This window comes from Treponema vincentii F0403, from assembly GCF_000412995.1.
GTDB lineage: Bacteria > Spirochaetota > Spirochaetia > Treponematales > Treponemataceae > Treponema > Treponema vincentii.
Genome location: NZ_KE332512.1, coordinates 475973 through 492686, shown reverse-complemented (window position 1 = coordinate 492686; position 16714 = coordinate 475973). Strand labels below are relative to the sequence as shown.

17 protein-coding genes are annotated in these 16714 nt (G+C 48.0%); 8 read left to right on the top strand and 9 right to left on the bottom strand.

Annotation, left to right across the window (positions count from 1 at the left end; genetic code table 11):
* The 8 genes from HMPREF1222_RS12685 to HMPREF1222_RS02175 form a co-directional block, all read left to right on the top strand.
* The coding region (locus tag HMPREF1222_RS12685) for a leucine-rich repeat domain-containing protein (protein WP_016518022.1) at window positions 1-481 on the top strand (481 nt) is incomplete at its 5' end.
* A gap of 255 nt (window positions 482-736) precedes the next feature.
* Window positions 737-967 carry a hypothetical protein gene (locus tag HMPREF1222_RS02200; RefSeq protein ID WP_006189796.1) on the top strand — a complete coding sequence of 77 codons (231 nt, stop codon included), beginning with the start codon at window positions 737-739 and terminating at the stop codon, window positions 965-967.
* Entirely contained in the window at window positions 964-1221 is a 258-nt protein-coding gene (locus HMPREF1222_RS02195; protein WP_006189794.1) for a type II toxin-antitoxin system RelE family toxin, read from the top strand. The genes HMPREF1222_RS02200 and HMPREF1222_RS02195 overlap by 4 nt, the downstream gene beginning before the upstream one ends.
* Complete coding sequence (locus tag HMPREF1222_RS13320; protein ID WP_081636898.1) at window positions 1218-1370, top strand: type II toxin-antitoxin system RelE/ParE family toxin; 153 nt, start codon at window positions 1218-1220, stop codon at window positions 1368-1370. The genes HMPREF1222_RS02195 and HMPREF1222_RS13320 overlap by 4 nt, the downstream gene beginning before the upstream one ends.
* A complete protein-coding gene (locus tag HMPREF1222_RS02190) occupies window positions 1345-1668 on the top strand; it encodes a HigA family addiction module antitoxin (protein ID WP_006189792.1) in 324 nt (107 codons plus the stop codon). Before HMPREF1222_RS13320 ends, HMPREF1222_RS02190 begins: the two co-directional genes overlap by 26 nt.
* Before the next feature lie 389 nt (window positions 1669-2057).
* Complete coding sequence (locus tag HMPREF1222_RS02185; protein ID WP_016518021.1) at window positions 2058-2792, top strand: ABC transporter ATP-binding protein; 735 nt, start codon at window positions 2058-2060, stop codon at window positions 2790-2792.
* 86 nt (window positions 2793-2878) lie between these two features.
* Window positions 2879-3457 carry a TetR/AcrR family transcriptional regulator gene (locus HMPREF1222_RS02180; RefSeq protein ID WP_016518020.1) on the top strand — a complete coding sequence of 193 codons (579 nt, stop codon included), beginning with the start codon at window positions 2879-2881 and terminating at the stop codon, window positions 3455-3457.
* A 17-nt stretch (window positions 3458-3474) separates the two neighbouring features.
* A complete protein-coding gene (locus HMPREF1222_RS02175) occupies window positions 3475-4845 on the top strand; it encodes an alpha-amylase family glycosyl hydrolase (protein ID WP_016518019.1) in 1371 nt (456 codons plus the stop codon).
* A 24-nt stretch (window positions 4846-4869) separates the two neighbouring features.
* Here HMPREF1222_RS02175 and HMPREF1222_RS02170 read toward each other — a convergent pair whose 3' ends face one another.
* The 9 genes from HMPREF1222_RS02170 to HMPREF1222_RS02130 all read right to left on the bottom strand — a co-directional run bounded on the left by HMPREF1222_RS02170 (window position 4870) and on the right by HMPREF1222_RS02130 (window position 16713).
* Window positions 4870-6309: a C69 family dipeptidase gene (locus HMPREF1222_RS02170; protein WP_016518018.1), complete on the bottom strand. Its 1440-nt coding sequence runs from the start codon at window positions 6307-6309 to the stop codon at window positions 4870-4872.
* A 24-nt stretch (window positions 6310-6333) separates the two neighbouring features.
* The gene (locus HMPREF1222_RS02165; protein ID WP_016518017.1) at window positions 6334-7896 is read right to left on the bottom strand and encodes a glycoside hydrolase family 3 protein; all 1563 of its coding nucleotides are present in this window, start codon (window positions 7894-7896) and stop codon (window positions 6334-6336) included.
* Between the two features lie 14 nt (window positions 7897-7910).
* Window positions 7911-9053 carry an exo-beta-N-acetylmuramidase NamZ family protein gene (locus HMPREF1222_RS02160; protein ID WP_016518016.1) on the bottom strand — a complete coding sequence of 381 codons (1143 nt, stop codon included), beginning with the start codon at window positions 9051-9053 and terminating at the stop codon, window positions 7911-7913.
* Between the two features lie 18 nt (window positions 9054-9071).
* Window positions 9072-9485, bottom strand: coding sequence for a tetratricopeptide repeat protein (locus HMPREF1222_RS02155; protein WP_016518015.1), 414 nt, complete (start codon window positions 9483-9485; stop codon window positions 9072-9074).
* A 32-nt stretch (window positions 9486-9517) separates the two neighbouring features.
* Window positions 9518-10828, bottom strand: a complete 1311-nt coding sequence (locus HMPREF1222_RS02150; RefSeq protein ID WP_006189782.1) for an OmpA family protein — start codon at window positions 10826-10828, stop codon at window positions 9518-9520.
* Window positions 10829-10841: 13 nt separating this feature from the next.
* Window positions 10842-12167: a lytic transglycosylase domain-containing protein gene (locus HMPREF1222_RS02145; protein WP_016518014.1), complete on the bottom strand. Its 1326-nt coding sequence runs from the start codon at window positions 12165-12167 to the stop codon at window positions 10842-10844.
* Window positions 12164-13231: a tetratricopeptide repeat protein gene (locus tag HMPREF1222_RS02140; RefSeq protein ID WP_016518013.1), complete on the bottom strand. Its 1068-nt coding sequence runs from the start codon at window positions 13229-13231 to the stop codon at window positions 12164-12166. The genes HMPREF1222_RS02145 and HMPREF1222_RS02140 overlap by 4 nt, the downstream gene beginning before the upstream one ends.
* A 123-nt stretch (window positions 13232-13354) precedes the next feature.
* On the bottom strand, window positions 13355-15121 hold the full coding sequence (locus HMPREF1222_RS02135) for an FAD-binding oxidoreductase (protein ID WP_016518012.1): 1767 nt from the start codon (window positions 15119-15121) through the stop codon (window positions 13355-13357).
* Between the two features lie 26 nt (window positions 15122-15147).
* On the bottom strand, window positions 15148-16713 hold the full coding sequence (locus tag HMPREF1222_RS02130; RefSeq protein ID WP_016518011.1) for an FGGY-family carbohydrate kinase: 1566 nt from the start codon (window positions 16711-16713) through the stop codon (window positions 15148-15150).
* Window position 16714: the final 1 nt, after the last annotated feature.

Below are 16714 nucleotides of genomic sequence, written 5' to 3'. Positions count from 1 at the left end.
CAATCAGCTCAAGACCCTTAACGTGTCGGGCTTAACCGCTTTGCAAGAGCTTGACTGCAACACCAATCAGCTCAAGACCCTTAACGTGAAAGGCTTAACCGCCTTGCAAGAGCTTAGTTGCTCCAGCAATCAGCTCACTGAGCTTAACGTGCAAGGCTTAATTAAATTACAACAGCTGTACTGCTCCAATAATCAGCTCACTGCCCTCAACGTGCAAAGTTGCACCGCTTTGAAAAAGCTGGAATGCTTCCAAAATAAGCTTAATGCCGATGCCTTCACAAAGCTCTTTAACGATTTGCCGGCACGTGAGGTAAGCGACAAGGCAAAGGCTCTGCTTTATGCCGACCAAACAGCTTCCGAAGAGAACTGTAAAGACTTCAACACTCCAGCTGAGTTGAAAACAGCCTTTGAGAACGCAAAAAACATAAAGCACTGGAAGATGAAAAAAACGGATCGCTTCGGATTCCCGAGCGACATTTAAGAGAATGGGGAATTGATTTAATGGGTAATGGATAATGGATAATGGATAATGGGTAATGGGTAATTATGAATTACACATTACACATTACAAATTACACATTACAAATTGATTACACATTAGAAATTAAACATTAAAAAAACAGACTGACCGTCTTCAAACCGGAAAATCTTGGCTTGGGGGCGGTTTTTTTGTATTTACCCCTCCCCTTAAAACACAGCGGTAACTGTGGTATAATAAAGGACGAGGAGGTTTGCTATGCCTACAATGACTATGACACATAAAGCGTACCGGGAATTGGAACAGGCGGCGCAAATGAGCGGAGCAACTAAAGACGCAGTTTTGGAAAATGCCCTGAGCTGCTACCTTGCTGAATTGCAGGAAGACGCCGAAGACGCGGCACGTGCCGAAAAAGCGTGGACCAACTTTGAAAAAAGCGGGGAAAAGACATATACCATTGCCGAAGTGCGGCGCGAGCTGGGATTATGAAAGTCATTTTGACGGACACATTCAAAAGGCAATTAAAAAAGCTGGATGCTGCAATCTCAAAGCGTGTTTTGGACTACCTTGAACAAGTCGAGCTTCTCGATAATCCGCGTTCCCGCAGAAAAGCGCTTACTTCAAACCTTGCCGGCCTATGGCGCTACCGTGTGAGCGATTACCGCATTTTGTGCCGTATCCGTGATGACGAGCTGATTATCACCGTCATCGAAATCGCTCACCGCTCAACAGTGTACCGATAAAGAGAAGGATTCCTCCGGGAAATCGTTTAGAAAAACTTGTTGGGAATTTAGACGGATTTTATTCAATCAGAATAAATGATCAATGGAGAATTGTATTTAAGTTTGAAAATGGAGGTGCAGAAAATGTTAGAATCACAGATTATCACTGATGAAGATGAAAAATTACCCAATATTCATCCAGGGGAAATTCTTAAAGAAGATTTTTTAGATGCGATGAACATTTCTGCATATCGTCTGGCAAAAGAAATCAATGTTCCTGAAACAAGAATCTCAGAGATAATTCACGGAAAGCGTTCAATTACTGCGGATACCGCTATCAGATTTTCAAAATTCTTTGGGACGACAGCAGAATTCTGGCTCAATCTTCAGAATCTGTATGATTTAGAAGAAGAAAACAATAATCATTCCCGAGAATTTGAAACAATAAAAATGCACGCATATGCATAAATTGTCTAACATCCGCTTCAACGCTGACAAACGGGATTATGCCCATTTGCAGATTAAGCGAATGTTAGCAGCCGAATATGACTATGATACGTTGAGGATTTTCAGTAGCGGCACGGATAAATAAGTGTTTTTGAAAAGAAACTTGTCGTAAGCCTTTTAAAAATAGGTGGAGCAGATGCTAGAAGCCTAGCCGAAATAAAACGGAGACACAGCCCAAAATATACGTCCATGTATATTTGAACCGAAAATCCTTGCTCCGATACGACAGAGAAGGCGGCAAGAGCCGGAGCTTAGGGGGAGACTTCCCCCACCTTATAGATAGCACAGTATACAGTAATTACAAATTACACATTAACCATTACAAATTATCAATTAACTAAGGTGGCAAGATGCTTACGATACAAAATGTTTCAAAGACGTATGGACGGTCGGCGGGAAAGGCGGTTGATAACCTCTCTTTTGAGGCAAAAACCGGAGAGATTTTCGGTTTTTTGGGGCCGAACGGAGCGGGAAAAACGACGACCATCAAAATGATCACCGGTGTCATTGCGCCCGATTCGGGGGATATTCTCATCGGCGGTACCGATATACTGAAGTATCCGCTGGAAGCAAAGCGAAAAATCGGGTATGTAACGGACAATCCCGAAGTGTTTGTGCAGTTTAAGGCGCTTGAATACCTCAACTTTGTCGCGGATGTATACGGTGTTTCAACTGAAGAGCGGCAGCAGCGGATCGCGGAATATACTGCGCTTTTTGAAATCGATACGGTACTGAACACGCGTATCGGGAGTTTTTCGCACGGAATGAAGCAAAAGCTGCTCATTGCGGCGAGCCTTATCCATCAGCCGGAACTGTGGATTTTGGATGAACCCATCGTCGGGCTTGACCCTCAATCCGCGTTCCGCTTGAAAACTCTGATGCGGAGCTACGCCGATTCGGGAAAGACGGTGTTTTTTTCCACACATATTATGGAAATTGCCGAAAAGATATGCGATAAACTCGCGATTATCAACAAGGGACAGATGCTGTTTTGCGGGTCGCTGCCTGAACTGCAAGCTCAGCGCGGCACAAACGATTCGCTTGAGCGACTGTTTTTAACGATGACGGATAACAATGCCGGCTAATGATGCCGGATCTTTACATACAACCATCCCAACCTCTTGACAATTCATATACCGATAGGTATATTATATACCGAAAGGTATAGAACATGATAACAAACGATAACAGCAAGGAAGTAATTCTGAACGCCGCTATTCTTCTCTTTTCTCAAAAAGGGTATGAGGGGGTCGGTGTGCAGGAAATTTGCGAACACGCCGGTATTACAAAACCGACCTTGTACTATTTTTTTAAAAGCAAGCAGGGATTATTACAGGCGATAGCGGATTCAAAGGGAGCTGAACTCTTACAAAAAGTCAGCGATGCGGCAGTGTATGAGCACGACTTTATTAAAAGTTTGACAAAAATACTGACAGCGGTCATCGATTTTGCGCTTGAGAATCCTGCGTTTTTTAATCTGCACAGCGTGCTCTTACATGCCCCCGGCAATGCGGAAACGGAGACTGCCTACGCACCATTGAAGCGGCGTTTTGAGGCACTGTTTGAAGAATTTTTCATTAAATCCGCACACGAATTCGGCAACATGCGCGGTAAGGAAGCGCTGTATGCACTCCTCTATCACAATAATGTCATTTCGGTCGCGCTTTTGTGCATACGTCAAAAATTGCACAGGGATGATCAGACTATTTATAGGGTCATTCAATCTTTTGTGTATGGAGTATCGAGTTAGTATTTATAGAGGTTTATATGTCATATTTATTTTCGGATAAGGTTTTTTATCATATTTATGCGCTGGGGATGGGGAATTGTCCTAAGCGGAATGATTTTGCGTGTCCTGCGGGGGATTTTTTTGAAAGACTTGCGGGGCAGTTGGATGGGTTTCGGGGGCTTGGCTGTAATGCGCTGCTGATCGGGCCGGTTTTTGAGTCGAGTGCGCATGGGTATGATACGGTGGATTACTATCATATTGAGCGCCGGCTGGGGAATAATGAGCGGTTTAAGGAGTTTTGCCGTCTGTGCCACGAAAAGGGCTTTGCGGTGGTGCTGGATGCGGTGTTTAATCATACGGGGCGGGATTTTTTTGCGTTTAAGGATATTCAGCAAAGAGGGTACGGCGGCTGCTATAAGGATTGGTATGCAAATATTGATTTTACCCGGCGGAGTGCGTGGGGAGACTGTTTTGACTATGAAGGATGGGCAGGCTGCAAGGATTTGGTAAAGCTGAATGTTGACAACGGGGCGGTGCGGGAGCATCTTTTTGGCGCGGTAAAAATGTGGATTGAAGAATTTGGGATAGACGGACTCAGGCTTGATGCGGCGGATGTGTTAAGTAAAAACTTTCTTGATGCGCTCGGCTCTTTTTGTAGAAATATAAAGCCTGATTTTTGGCTGATGGGCGAGGTGGTGCACGGCGACTATTCGGAATGGGCACGGGGTGGCAGGCTCGATTCGGTAACGAACTATCAGATTTACAAAGCGCTGTGGTCGTGTCTGAATGATCAGAATATGTATGAGCTTTCGTACAATCTGAATAAGGAATACAATAGTGAAAACGGGATGTATAAAGAGAGCGCGCTGTACAATTTTGTGGATAATCACGATGTCAACCGGGCGGTTAGTGCGCTTGCCTCACCGGAGCAGCATATTCATCTGTTGTACGGGCTGCTGTTTACGATTCCCGGTATTCCGTCCATTTACTACGGCAGTGAATACGGCATACGAGGGGTGCGGAAAAACAATTGCGATTATGAACTGCGCCCGCCGCTTCCGCCTTTCGGTATGCTGCCTGATTTTACGCAGCCCGGCTTTGATGCGGGGTTTATCAGGACGTCGATTGCTGCATTTGCCCGCATACGGGAGCAGCACCCTGCGTTGCGGCACGGTTCGTACCGGCAGGAGTTTATTGCAAACCGGCAATTCGCTTTTTGGCGCGAGTGCAGCGAAGAGCGTATTTTGATTATCGTTAATTCCGATTTTGGTCAAGGCTTTATTTTTTTGCCTTCCGTTCCGGTGGGCGAATATGAGAGCTTGACTGACGGAACGGTGTATCATTCGGATAATCTAAAAGGGCTGCAGCTTGCCCCCTGTTCGATTTTGATATTGCGGAAGCGGGGGTAAACATAATTCTTAATTACGAATTATTTACAGATTCTTATCCATTTTGAAGCTCAGCTTTGAATAGTTAAACGATTCCAGCATCAGCTGCGCAATCAGGTCTTTGGTCTTTTTGATGACGTACGCAGCAGTCTTTTCGTTTTCTGCAGTGAGGAAATCGGTTAGCTGTTCGCCTGTCAGCGATTTGCCCGCTTCGGTGATTTCATGGACGCGTTTGAATCCGTAGGTTTGCATTTCGTGTAAATAGGTGGTATTCGCTTCGCGAAAGGTTTGATAGCGGCTTTCGGTTAAAAAACCGAGGATTTTAAACAGCCAATAGGCATTTTCGAGCGAAACGGTTGCCGTCTTTTTTTTGTAGATTTTCGGCGTGTCGTTGACGTTGGTAAAAAACGGCACGTAGGGGGTAAAGGCCGTGGTGCCGAACGCCAGCCACTGGATAGCGGCAATACCCTCCGGTACGTCCGGCCGCAGCTGGAGAATATGAGATTCCGCCGTGCGGGAAAGAGAAATACCTCTAAACCGCGTTTTTTCATAGTCGGTACCCGCCGTACCGATCGGATCGTAAACGGTTTCGTTATAATGAGAGCTTAAAATGTACTGTACATCTTCTACCGAAATCAGCCTGCTCGCCTTTCTGATAAACGGAATATCGTTGGAGACGGGGCTTTGCTCTATTTCGGGATTAAGGTACTTTTGCGCAAACCATGCGCGGGGTGTGTTGTATACGCGGTCTTTTTCGGTTGAGGTGCCGAAAATATGCCGGAAGTTAAAGCCTTCGCGGTCGGGATTGAGCTTATGCGCTTCCACAAATGCCTGAATGCCGTCCGCCCACATAAAATCATGCTCATTTGAAAAATCGATTTTTTCGATACTGACCTGATTGGGGGCAACCGCATAGCAGTCGTCGGGAATGCGCTGCGCTACCCAATAATGTCCGCACGGGATTTCCATATACCATGCTTCGTCCGCATCGGCAAAGAGAATACCGTTGCCTTCCGCCGAACCGTATTGTGCAATCAGTTTTCCTAAAAACGCAACCCCGTCCCGCGCGGAATTGATAAACGGCGCTACGATGTTGTGGATAGCATCTTCTCCGATACCGTCCGGCACGAGCGGATCGTAAGCCAGCACACGCGGGTTGCCGTATACGCTTTCGGTGGAGCTGACGGCAATATTCTTTTCGTTGATACCCGCTTCACCGTATTCGCCTTCTTCGCCTTTCAGCTGTTGAAACGCCTGCGGTACGGAGGTACAGCGCAGCGCCTTCTCCGGCAGCGCAACGGTAACGCCGGTATTCTTTGACGTATAGGTACGGTTTTTTACCTCGCTCGCCGGCATCAGGGTAAAAAGCTTTACCGAAATTGCCTCGTGAAAATCTTCGTTTCTGGCAATTATCACCGACCCGTCAACGGATGCCTTTTTCCCGACCAATACGGTGGTGCAAGCTTGATGATGTGTGTTGTTCATATTTAAATCCTCCTTATATTTATTTTATAGCGCAATCTGCGGGATAGCAACGCTGAACTTTCCTGTAGGTTTTTCGTTCGTCTTAAGCATATCGGCGATACATGATAACACCGCATTGCTGTATTCATAAGCTGCAAGCCCGCAGACGTGAGCGGGTAGGGAGCCGAGATCGTAAGGATTACGCAGAGCGACGGCAATCATCGGCTTATGCAGGCGGGCGAGGGCTTGAATCAGCTTGAGCTGTCCTTGTTTGACATGCCCGTTATAGCTTGCTGCGGCAATACCGGTAGCCGATTCCGCCTGCGCAACAATCTGGGCTATTTCCGCTTCGCCGGGGTCAATCGACGTATCGATGCCTGTGCCTCCGAATGCAGTTTGCATGGAGTGTGCAAAGCTGATGGAATTATCGACATCGTTTGACACATTGGTAACGATGAACGGCTGCGGGCCGATAAAAAACGGCTTACCGCCAAGGTTTGGAAATCCGCTTTCGGGAAGGTGATAGCCCGTCAGCGTTTTGCGCCGTAAGCCGGCAATAACCTTTCGGTATTCGCTCATCGTCTCTTCCGGCAGCGGCTGTGCAGGGGTAAGCTGCTTTTTTAAAGCGATAATCTTCCTTGCGGCCTGTTCGACGGTCGCTAACGATATCCGGTTTTCCGCACAGGCGCGTGTTGCCGTTTCGATGGCGGCGCAGGCTGTCGGTATGGTATGGGAAATAAAAATCAGTTCGATACCGGCGTTGATTGCCGCCGCCGCACTTTCCTCGGTACCGAAGAAGGTTTGCATGGCCTTCATTTCCATGCAGTCGCTGATAACCAACCCGTTAAACCCGAGTTCTTCTTTTAATAAGCCGGTTACGATTTTTTTCGAGATCGTAGCGGGAAATTGCTCATCGATGGCGGGAAAAAGAATATGAGAAATGGTAACGGCCGGGAGAAACCCTGTTTTGATTGCGGCGGCAAAGGGGGCTATTTCCGTTTGTTCCAATTCCGCCTTCGATTTACGGACGGTCGGCAGTGTCAAATGCGAATCGACCGGTGTGTCGCCGTGGCCGGGAAAATGCTTTGCCGCACTGAGCACTCCGCCTGCAATAAGCCCCCGTATCATTTGAATCCCGTAACGGCCGACAAGCGCAGGATTATCACCGTAGCTGCGCACTCCGATAACGGGGTTCTTAGGATTTGAATTGACATCCAACACCGGCGCTAAATCGAAGTTTACGCCGTGCGAACGGAGAATTTCTCCCGTTATCTTTCCGGCAGTATATGCGTTCCGTTCATCCCCTGTTGCAGCCAGCGCCATTGCGCCCGGTACGTTATAGTAATCTTCCGCAAGCCGCGAAACTGCCCCGCCTTCTTGGTCGATCGTAATAAAAGCGGAATGTCCCGTTTCGGCGGTGATGAGGGCTTGTATATCCGCACAGAGTGCTTTGAGCTGCGCGAGGCTTCTGATGTTATGCTTAAACAGAATAACATTGCCGACCTTGTATTTTTTTACCAATGCAATAAAGTCTTCCGGCATCTCCGTTCCCGGAAAGCCGCACGCAAACATCTGTCCGATATATTCAGTCAACCCTGTGCTGTTCATAGTTACTCCCATTCTTATTCGTAGATAAAAAACGGCCGTATACGCCGCGAAAAAGCTTCCGCTTCTTTTTCAAAGATACTGCAAACCTCTCCCGCAGAGCAAGCCGTCTGCAATAAGCTGTCTCCTCCAAGCCGCTCTATCGAAGCCGCGGCGGTTTCTTCCGTAGGAGATAAAAACCGGAAATCATCCGGATAAGCGGTTTTAACGGCAAACAAAAGCGTTACGCCCGTTTTAACCGGCTCGAAGGTTCGGTAGTCGGTAATAAGGAGCTGTACGCCGCGGCACGGAACTCCTGCATACTTGGATGCCGATGGGGTAAAACGGGCAGGCAAAAAATGCACGCTGTGCAGTCCGGCATCATTCATCGTATCGGCAAGTTTTTCCGCATCGATGTACGGAGCGCCGATAAGGGTAAAAGGATTGGCCGTACCTCTCCCCTCCGACACTTCGGTGCCTTCAAATAGTGCGGTACCGGGGTACGCAAGTGTATTGTCAAAGTGGGGTAGGTTAGGGGAGGGCGGTATCCATACGCGGCCTGTGCCGGTAAAGAGCATATCCCGGCGCCAGTGCTCCATCGGCACAATGTACAGCGGGCAGTGCAGCTGTTCCTCAGTATGCACCAGCCGGGCAAGTTCGCCGGCGGTTAAACCGTAGCGGATGCAAAGAGGGTATATGCCGATAAAGCTTTCAAAGCCTTTTTTTACGGTATTTCCTTCTATCTTAATGCCGCCGAGCGGATTAGGTCTGTCAAGTACGATAAAAGCTTTACCGTGCGCCGAAGCCACCCTCATTGCCAGTATCATCGTAGAGATATAGGTATAAAACCGGACGCCGGCATCTTGGATGTCGTAAACCAAGGTATCGATATAGGCCAGCATGGCGGGTTTAAAATCTTGCCCGTCCTGCCGGTAGAGGCTGTAGAGCGGAATACCGGAGACCGATTTTTTTCCGCTCTCCCATACGGCACCGGCGTCTTCACAACCATAAAGTCCGTGCTCCGGTGCAAAGAGGGCGCGTACCGTATAGCGTTCGGCAAGGATTTTCCATGAAGGGATAAAATCTTTAGAAAGACCGGACAGCGATGTGATTACACCGAGTTTTTTCCCTTTAAGAAGAGAATCAAACTCGCGAATCCGGTCTATCCCGTTTAGAACCATAGCTAAAACCGATGCGGTCTACGATTTTGCCTTAATGCGGAGTTTTTCCGCAGCACGGGCGTAATCGATTTTTGCAAGTTTATAATAGTCGGGCGGTAAATGCATTGCCATCGGCCCTTCATATTGGGCAATAATCTTTTCGAGTATGGCGTATGCAGCTTTCCATTGGTGTTTTTTGATATGTAAATGTGCAATTTCGTATTGGGCGGCAATGCAGGCGCTCTCATCGGTCGGAAAGCGTTTGAGAATTACTTCATAATATACACGCGCAGCGCGGTAGTTACCGGAATCGAAAGCCTCCTGCGCTTTCTGTGTTAAATCCGCCGGCGATGAATCTTCCGGTATTTCGGATTCCTTAGGAACGGTCATACACGAAAAAAGGCTCATCGTCATAATCATGCAGCACAGGTATGCTATGTTTTTTATCTTCATTAATAAGCTCCTTAGAATAGGTGTAAGTTAAGTTAGTCGCGTAAAATGGTAATTTCAACGCGGCGGTTTTTTGCCCTATTTTCGGCAGTATCATTCGGGGCAATAGGACGGGTGGCTCCGTAACCTGCCGTTTCCATTCTGCTTGCCTCAATACCTCGTTTTGCCAGCTCTTCCGCAATTTTATCTGCCCGCTGCAGGGAAAGGATGCGTTCCCCTTCCGGGCGGTTAAGGTTGGCGGTATGTCCTTCGATTAAGAAGTGAGTATTCGGGCCTACTTTTTTCAGTGCTTCCGCAATGACATCAAGGCGGCCTGTTTCGTCAGGGAGAATTTCAGCTGAATCCGCGACGAATCTGATATCGTACATGGTGATTTTGATGATATTTTTAGGCGCTTTGACGGTAATGCTTTCGGGTTCACGGTCAAGGAAGAATTTTTCTATGTCTCGATACATAAAATAAAATTGCTCGTCTGCAAGCGGATACGTGGGAGAAACCTGTAACGTATCTTTATCGCATACGATAACGATTTTCCCTTGCCGCAGCAGTTCGATGTTTTCTCTTTTTGCAAGTATCCGCTCTGCATCCTCATTGCTGATAATAGGATCCGTACGGTTATCTCCGAAAACGCCGCGCGCAATAATCCGCAAGGGCTCAGTACCAATTCTGTCCCGATATGCGCTTTCATCAAGGGTATCGGTATAAAAAACGATACTGTGTTTTTTTGCCTGTGCGGGGTCTACGATGTTCTTTTCGTAGATAAGATTCATATTTTTATTCCAAATTTTCGGGAATAGACAGGGATTGAGCTGTTCGCTTGAATACTCGCCGTGCACAGGCAGCTTCCCGCGGGCATCAATTAAAATGCCGGTGTATACCTTACTTGCCGTACCGAGAGGAAAGAACGAAGGAGTGTACGGCGTATTGTGTTTTATAAAGAGGTTCGCAAGTTCTTGTAAAGGATTTTGATGATAGACAATAGCCGTTTGCAATTCTTGAGAAAGAACGGGCGGCGTACTTTTGCCGCTGTTAATCACGGTATTGATATCGGTGAGAGAAATTCTTTCCTCTGCAAGGTAATTGCCGATCCGGTGAGACGAATCCACTAATACGGCAAGATATGCGTTCTTTAATAAAGAAGAGCGGTTTTGTTGGATAAGCCGTATCGCCGCATTTCTATCGGTGGGAAGGTATAGCCCGCTTTTGTTTAAATCGATTGTGATTTTTGAATCTACTTGAGCGGTTTCCCAGTTTTGTACCGTTTGGGATTCCATCCCCGAAGGGTAGCTGTAGCAGAATGCCGAAGCAAATAAAATGAAAACGGTAAGGGAGAGCGAATATTTCATAGATACATCCTCGTTACAGTATCGGCACTTTTAAGGTATTCCCTAACTTGAGGATGCTGTTTACCGTTAGATTATTCTTTTGCGCCAAAAGCTCCACGGAAACCGAATATTTCAGCGCAAGCGACCACAGCGTATCACCCGACTGGATGGTATGCGTACCGTTAAAATTTTCCGCCTGCGCGGCGCTCTTACCGGCATACATCTCGACGGATTTTAATGCGGGAATTAAGATGGTCTTTCCGATTTTGAGCGTTTCCGGTCTAAGACCTTCGTTGTAGTTTAAGATACTCTGAATGCTGACTCCGTAGTGCTTTGCAAGCGCATAAAGTGTGTCGCCCGATTTGATACGATATTGGTAGTATTTTATCAGCAGTTTATCCGATTGATTGAGCACTGCTTGTGCCGCCTCCGTATATGCCGAAGGTAGACGCAGCTGATATTTGATGCTCGGCGGTGTGATAAAGTAGCGGAGCGAAGGATTGAGCTTTCTAATCGATTCGGATTCAAGGCCGAGCTCTTCCGCAAGCAGGCGGACATCGATTGCCCGTTTAATTTCGATGGTGGAGGTAGGCGGATGGTCTTGAGTGTTTCCCCAATCGATGTTCAGCTCGTCGCTGCGGGAAAGTATTTCCGCAATAGCAAGGAATTTCGGTACATAGTACAGCGTTTCTTTTTTTAAGTAACCGTGTTCCGCAAGATACCAGTAGTCCGCCTTGCCGGCTCTTTTGATTGCCGTCCGTATTGCGCCTACTCCACTATTATAGGCGGCAAGTGCAAGCGGCCAGTCGTGGAATTGACTGTAGTTCCACTTGAGTTTTTTTACCGCAGCGACACTTGTTTTCCAAGGATCCCGCCGTTCATCAATCCAATCATCGATGTGGATGTTGTATCCTCCGATGCTGTTTCTCATAAATTGCCAAATTCCTACTGCACCCGATTTTGAGGTAGCCGTTTCAAAAAAACCCGATTCGATGACGGGTAGGAACAACAGTTCGGCAGGCATATTTTCGGCTTCGAGCAGTTCTATGATAAAATCACGGTACGGAGCGGAGCGTTTCATTATTTTTGAAAGGTAGTTATAGCCGTCGGTACACATATACTGCTTGCGGAATTTTTCGATTAACGGATGATCGTGAGGAATAAGAGCCGTATGTAAAAACGTGTTGCTTTGAAGGTCTTGCAGCAGCGGTTTATTTAAATGCATCCCCGTGTCCGAAGTTGCCGGTTTCGGTTGGACGTTTGCATAGATAGGGTGAATACACAAAGCTCCCGCTATGACGCCGACGCAGAAGCGTTGTATGGGCGGTTTTTTACCGGTAAAACGTGTATGTATCCTCAAATTTTTTCTCCATAATAGATACCTGCCCATTCCCAGCGGCCGTGGATTGTCGGATCGGCAGGAAAATTAATTTTTTTAAAGTAGAGATACCATGTACGGATGTATTGGTTCCATCCGGAAGTCCTTAAATAAGCTTCGTAAGGCGTGGAGGACGGATCCAGTTCGGAGGCAATACTAATGGCGCTGCCGTACATAAAATCCCTTAGATTGGTATCCGGCTGCTGCTGCGTATCGGATAACTCTTGCTTCCACGACATTGCAAAGAAATTCACCTTTGAGCGGCACCGTTCCAATGTTGCGTAGTCTCTTGCACGGATTGCCGCTTTGATAGTCTTTACAAGATCGTCAAGCGTATTGAACGTCCAGCTTTTTGTCGACGTACTGTAATCGACAATCTTACGTGCATAGCCGTAGCTGTCGGGGATACCCGGAATGATGACATCGAACCGGTGCAGGTTTAAAAACTGTGTATAGGCTTGGATTGCAAGCTGCCACTCCCCTTGTTTTTCATACGCTTGGGCAAGCATAAAGTAAGCTTGTGCAGGGTCGAACTCATTATAAAAATCGGTCAAAAGGCGTGAATAATAAACAACCGATTTTGTTCCGGTACCGGAAAGTTCTATCAGATTTTTTAGGCAGAGCAAATGGATAGACTGGCCGTTTACAATCATATCGGAATAATTCTGTACGATGTATTCAAAATAATAGGCGGCAATCGCATCTTCTTGGACATCCCGATACGCTGCTGCGAGCCGTAAAAGAAAGTAGCCATTATACGGATTGTCCGGTTCGGCGTCAATAACGGACTGCAGGAATACTGCCAATGACTTGATTTTATGCTCGGCTTGCAAATGAGCCGCAATTTTGTCGATGAGGGCGAATCGTATTTGAGGTTCGTCTTCTTTTTCGAATAAGGCAACTAAGTCTTTTTGCTCATTTTTGTGCTCGTGTAAACCGGTATACAGATAACTGAGCCGATCATGAGAACAGGAACAGTGTAAAATCCCGGCACAAAACGCAAAAAAGATAAACAGGTACTTTTTAAACCGTATCACGGGGGGCATACTATCACAGCGGCTGCATATTGGCAAGACAGTGGGAGCATAGAGAGGGGATGGCAAAAAAGCAACCGGCCTTTGAGACATCCCCTTGCACGGAACACCGCTTCTGCGTATTAAAGACTTCTTTTAATATGCAGGGTTATCCCATGTCCTGCTGCAGAATTTCGGCTTGCGCTTTTGTTCTTCGGTCATATCGATGCCGAGGGTTCCGCCCGGATTCATAATGTTGTCGGGATCAAAGTGCTTTTTTAACGCGCGGAAAATGTTCAGCCTATCCGTGCCGATCGATTGTTCAACCCATGCTGCCGTCATCTTTCCGACGCCGTGATGGTGGCTCATCGCAGCGCCCTGTTCCATGATATTATCAAAGATACCGAACTGATAGTCGACGTATTCCTCTTTGTCGGCAAACTTTCCGATAAAGATAAAATAGAGATTTGCCCCTTGCTCATACGCATGGGAAAGGTGAGTCATACAGACTGTGTTCGGGCGGGACTTTGCGAAAGCCCGTACTTTTTCATGCACTCTGCCCATCATTTCCCATGTAACGGAACATTCCATCGTGTCGAGGATGATGCCGTAGTCTTGCAGCGATTCCCGCAAATACGGGTCGTTAAAGCGGCCTTCTTCCCATTTATGTGTAGGATAACCGGTGAGGTACAGTCCTCCGTGCGCTTTGCTGATTCTTTTTACGATGCGGAAAAGATTGGAAGAAAAGCCCCGCTCTCCCTCCGTCCAGCCTAAGAAGATGCAGCGGTTGTGCGCCTTGTAGCCGCGGAGATTCATCAAGGTTTCGAGCGGGGTTCCTTCTACGCCGTAGAGCTTCATCATTGCATCGGTTTCTTCGGGGTCGGACAGGCGGAATACGGAAGGGTAGCCTGCTTCGGCCTGCATAATTTCCCGCGCTGCGTCGCGGCCGCTTTGCCAATCCTTAAACATAAAGCTGAAATACCGGCGGTTTTCCGCAGTGCGGCGGGAAATTTTCAGCGTTACATGAGTCAATACGCCGAATGCTCCTTCCGAACCCATCATCAGCTCATCGATGTCCGGGCCGACGGCGTGAGCGGGAAGTCCGTAGCTTTTAATAACGCCGGTGGGGGTAACATACGTTTGCCCCATCACGATATTGTGGATATTGCCGTAATAGGTTGAGTTTTGACCCGCGCCCCGCGTTACCGTCCAGCCGCCGACGGAGGAGTATTCAAACGACTGCGGGAAGTGTCCGCAAGTGTATGCGTGCCGTGCGCCGAAGCGTGTCTTTGCCTCGCTCAAGATTTTTTCGAGCATAGGGCCGGACATGCCCGCTTCAACCGTGATGGTTTGATCGACTTCGTTAAATTTGATTACCTTATTAAAGTTCCGCCGCATATCGAGACTGATGCCGCCCTTGAACGCTTCCACACCGCGGGTGACGGAGGAACCGCCGCCGTATACATAGAGCGGAATATGCTGTTTTTGACAGTATTCGACAATCTGCACGATTTCTTCGTGGCTTGAAGGATAGAGTACCGCTCGCGGGGCGTTTTCGGTGATGTTTTCCCTCAGCCGGTACAGGTCGTACATGGTTTTCCCATAAGCTACGGAAAGCCGGTTATATCCCTTGGTGCTGACATTCTCTTTACCGCACACGGATTCAAAGAAAGCGACATGCTCCGGTTCGAGCGGCTGCGTCGCCAATGCGTCAGGCACAACTTCATGCCCGTCGGCGCCCTTCCGTTGAAAATCGGCATCGGTTAAACCAAGCTCTCCTTTCATAAATTTAAAGAGCCGTTCATTCGGTTCCTTAAATTCGTTTGGGTCTCCCCATTTTAAAATCGAGCGGAATGAATCCGGAGGCGGAGGCACCTGCTCCCATTCCGGTTTAAAATCCTTGTATACCTTACGTTCAGCCATATTTATCTCCTATTTGAAATATGCCTTTATGACGGATAGCCGGTTACTTCCCGTATCCGTTTATATACATGCTTTAAGATAGGATATATCTGCGTGTATATTTTATAGAGTTCATCATATAATACGCGGTTGTCCGGCGACGGCTCAAATTCCCCCGCTATGTGCACCATATTTTTGGCGCTTTTTTCGATAGTGGAATAGCTTCCCGTCCCGTAAGCGGTTAAAATTGCCGCCCCCAACGCCGAAGTTTCGGTTGTGGCACCGCGGACAAGCGGCTTGTTTAATATATCCGCAGTAATGCTGCAGATACGGTCGCTCTGCGATGCTCCGCCGGAAACGGCGACTTTTTGTACGGGGACGCCGCTTTGACTTTCAAGCTGCTCCAAGCCTTCTCTGAGCGAGTAGGCAAGCCCTTCGACAATTGCGCGGTATATTGCGTGCCGCCCGTGTACGTCGCCGAAGCCGATCATCGAACCCTTTGCATAATGATCTTTCAGGCTTGCTCCCCAGTACGGTTGGAGCATCAGGCCGTAGCAGCCGGGCGGGGATGAATCGAGGAGACGATCCATAATTTGCTCCGGAATAATACCGGTAGCCGTTGCCTTTGCGCGTTCCTCATATCCGAGTTCGTCTTTAAACCAGCTGATCATCCAGTAACCGCGAAAAATTTCGATTTCCGGCACCCACCGCCCGGGATAGGCGGCGCTGTATGCGGGAAGGAAGCGTATAGGCTCAGTATAGCGGTCGGTACATATCTCTACCGTTGCCGTTGTCCCGAAGCTGAGCGATGCCGTTTCCGCACTAAGGCAACCCATGCCGAGCGTTTCGCACGCTTTGTCGCTGCCGCAGGCAATTACCGGTATACCGGCAGGCAGTCCCGTTTCTTCAGCGCCTTGAGCTGAAACCTTCCCGATTTCCTTTCCACTTTGCACAACGGCGCATTTTTTATCGTCGTCTATCGGAAATATTTTCGCTGTGATGTGCCCGGGTGATGCCCACTTTTGTTTTTTATGATCGAAGGGAATGTGTCCTACCAAGGATGAAGGGGAATCGGCGGCAATTCCCGTAAGCCGGTATTGCAGGTACCCCGATACCATCAGTACCCGCCAGGTTTTCTTCCAAATTTCGGGTTCGTTTTCCTGTATCCAGTTACATTGCCCGTCGCTTTGGGAGTGCATGATCTTTTCGTAGTAATCGACGGCTTTCAGCGCAGCCTTCATAATAAAATTCGGGCGGTACCGGCCGCGCGCTTTCCGCGTATCAAGCCACGTAATTGCAGGGCGCAGTACGGTTCCGTCCTTGCCGATGAGGATGACGGTATCCCGCTGGGCGGTTATGCCGATTCCCTTTGCAGCGGCTATTAAATCGGGATGACTGGTTTTCAGTGCGGCTACGCCTGTGCAGAGTGCACCCCACCACACGGCAGGGTTTTGTTCCGCCCATCCCGGCCGCGGACTGACGTACGGTTTATACATGACCTGTTTTTTTGCGAGCAGCGAACCGTCTTCCGCAAAGATAATCACGCGTAAACTCTGCGTGCCGCAGTCGATTGAAATAAGGGTCGATTGACCGTTTTTTATGTTTTTTTCCATG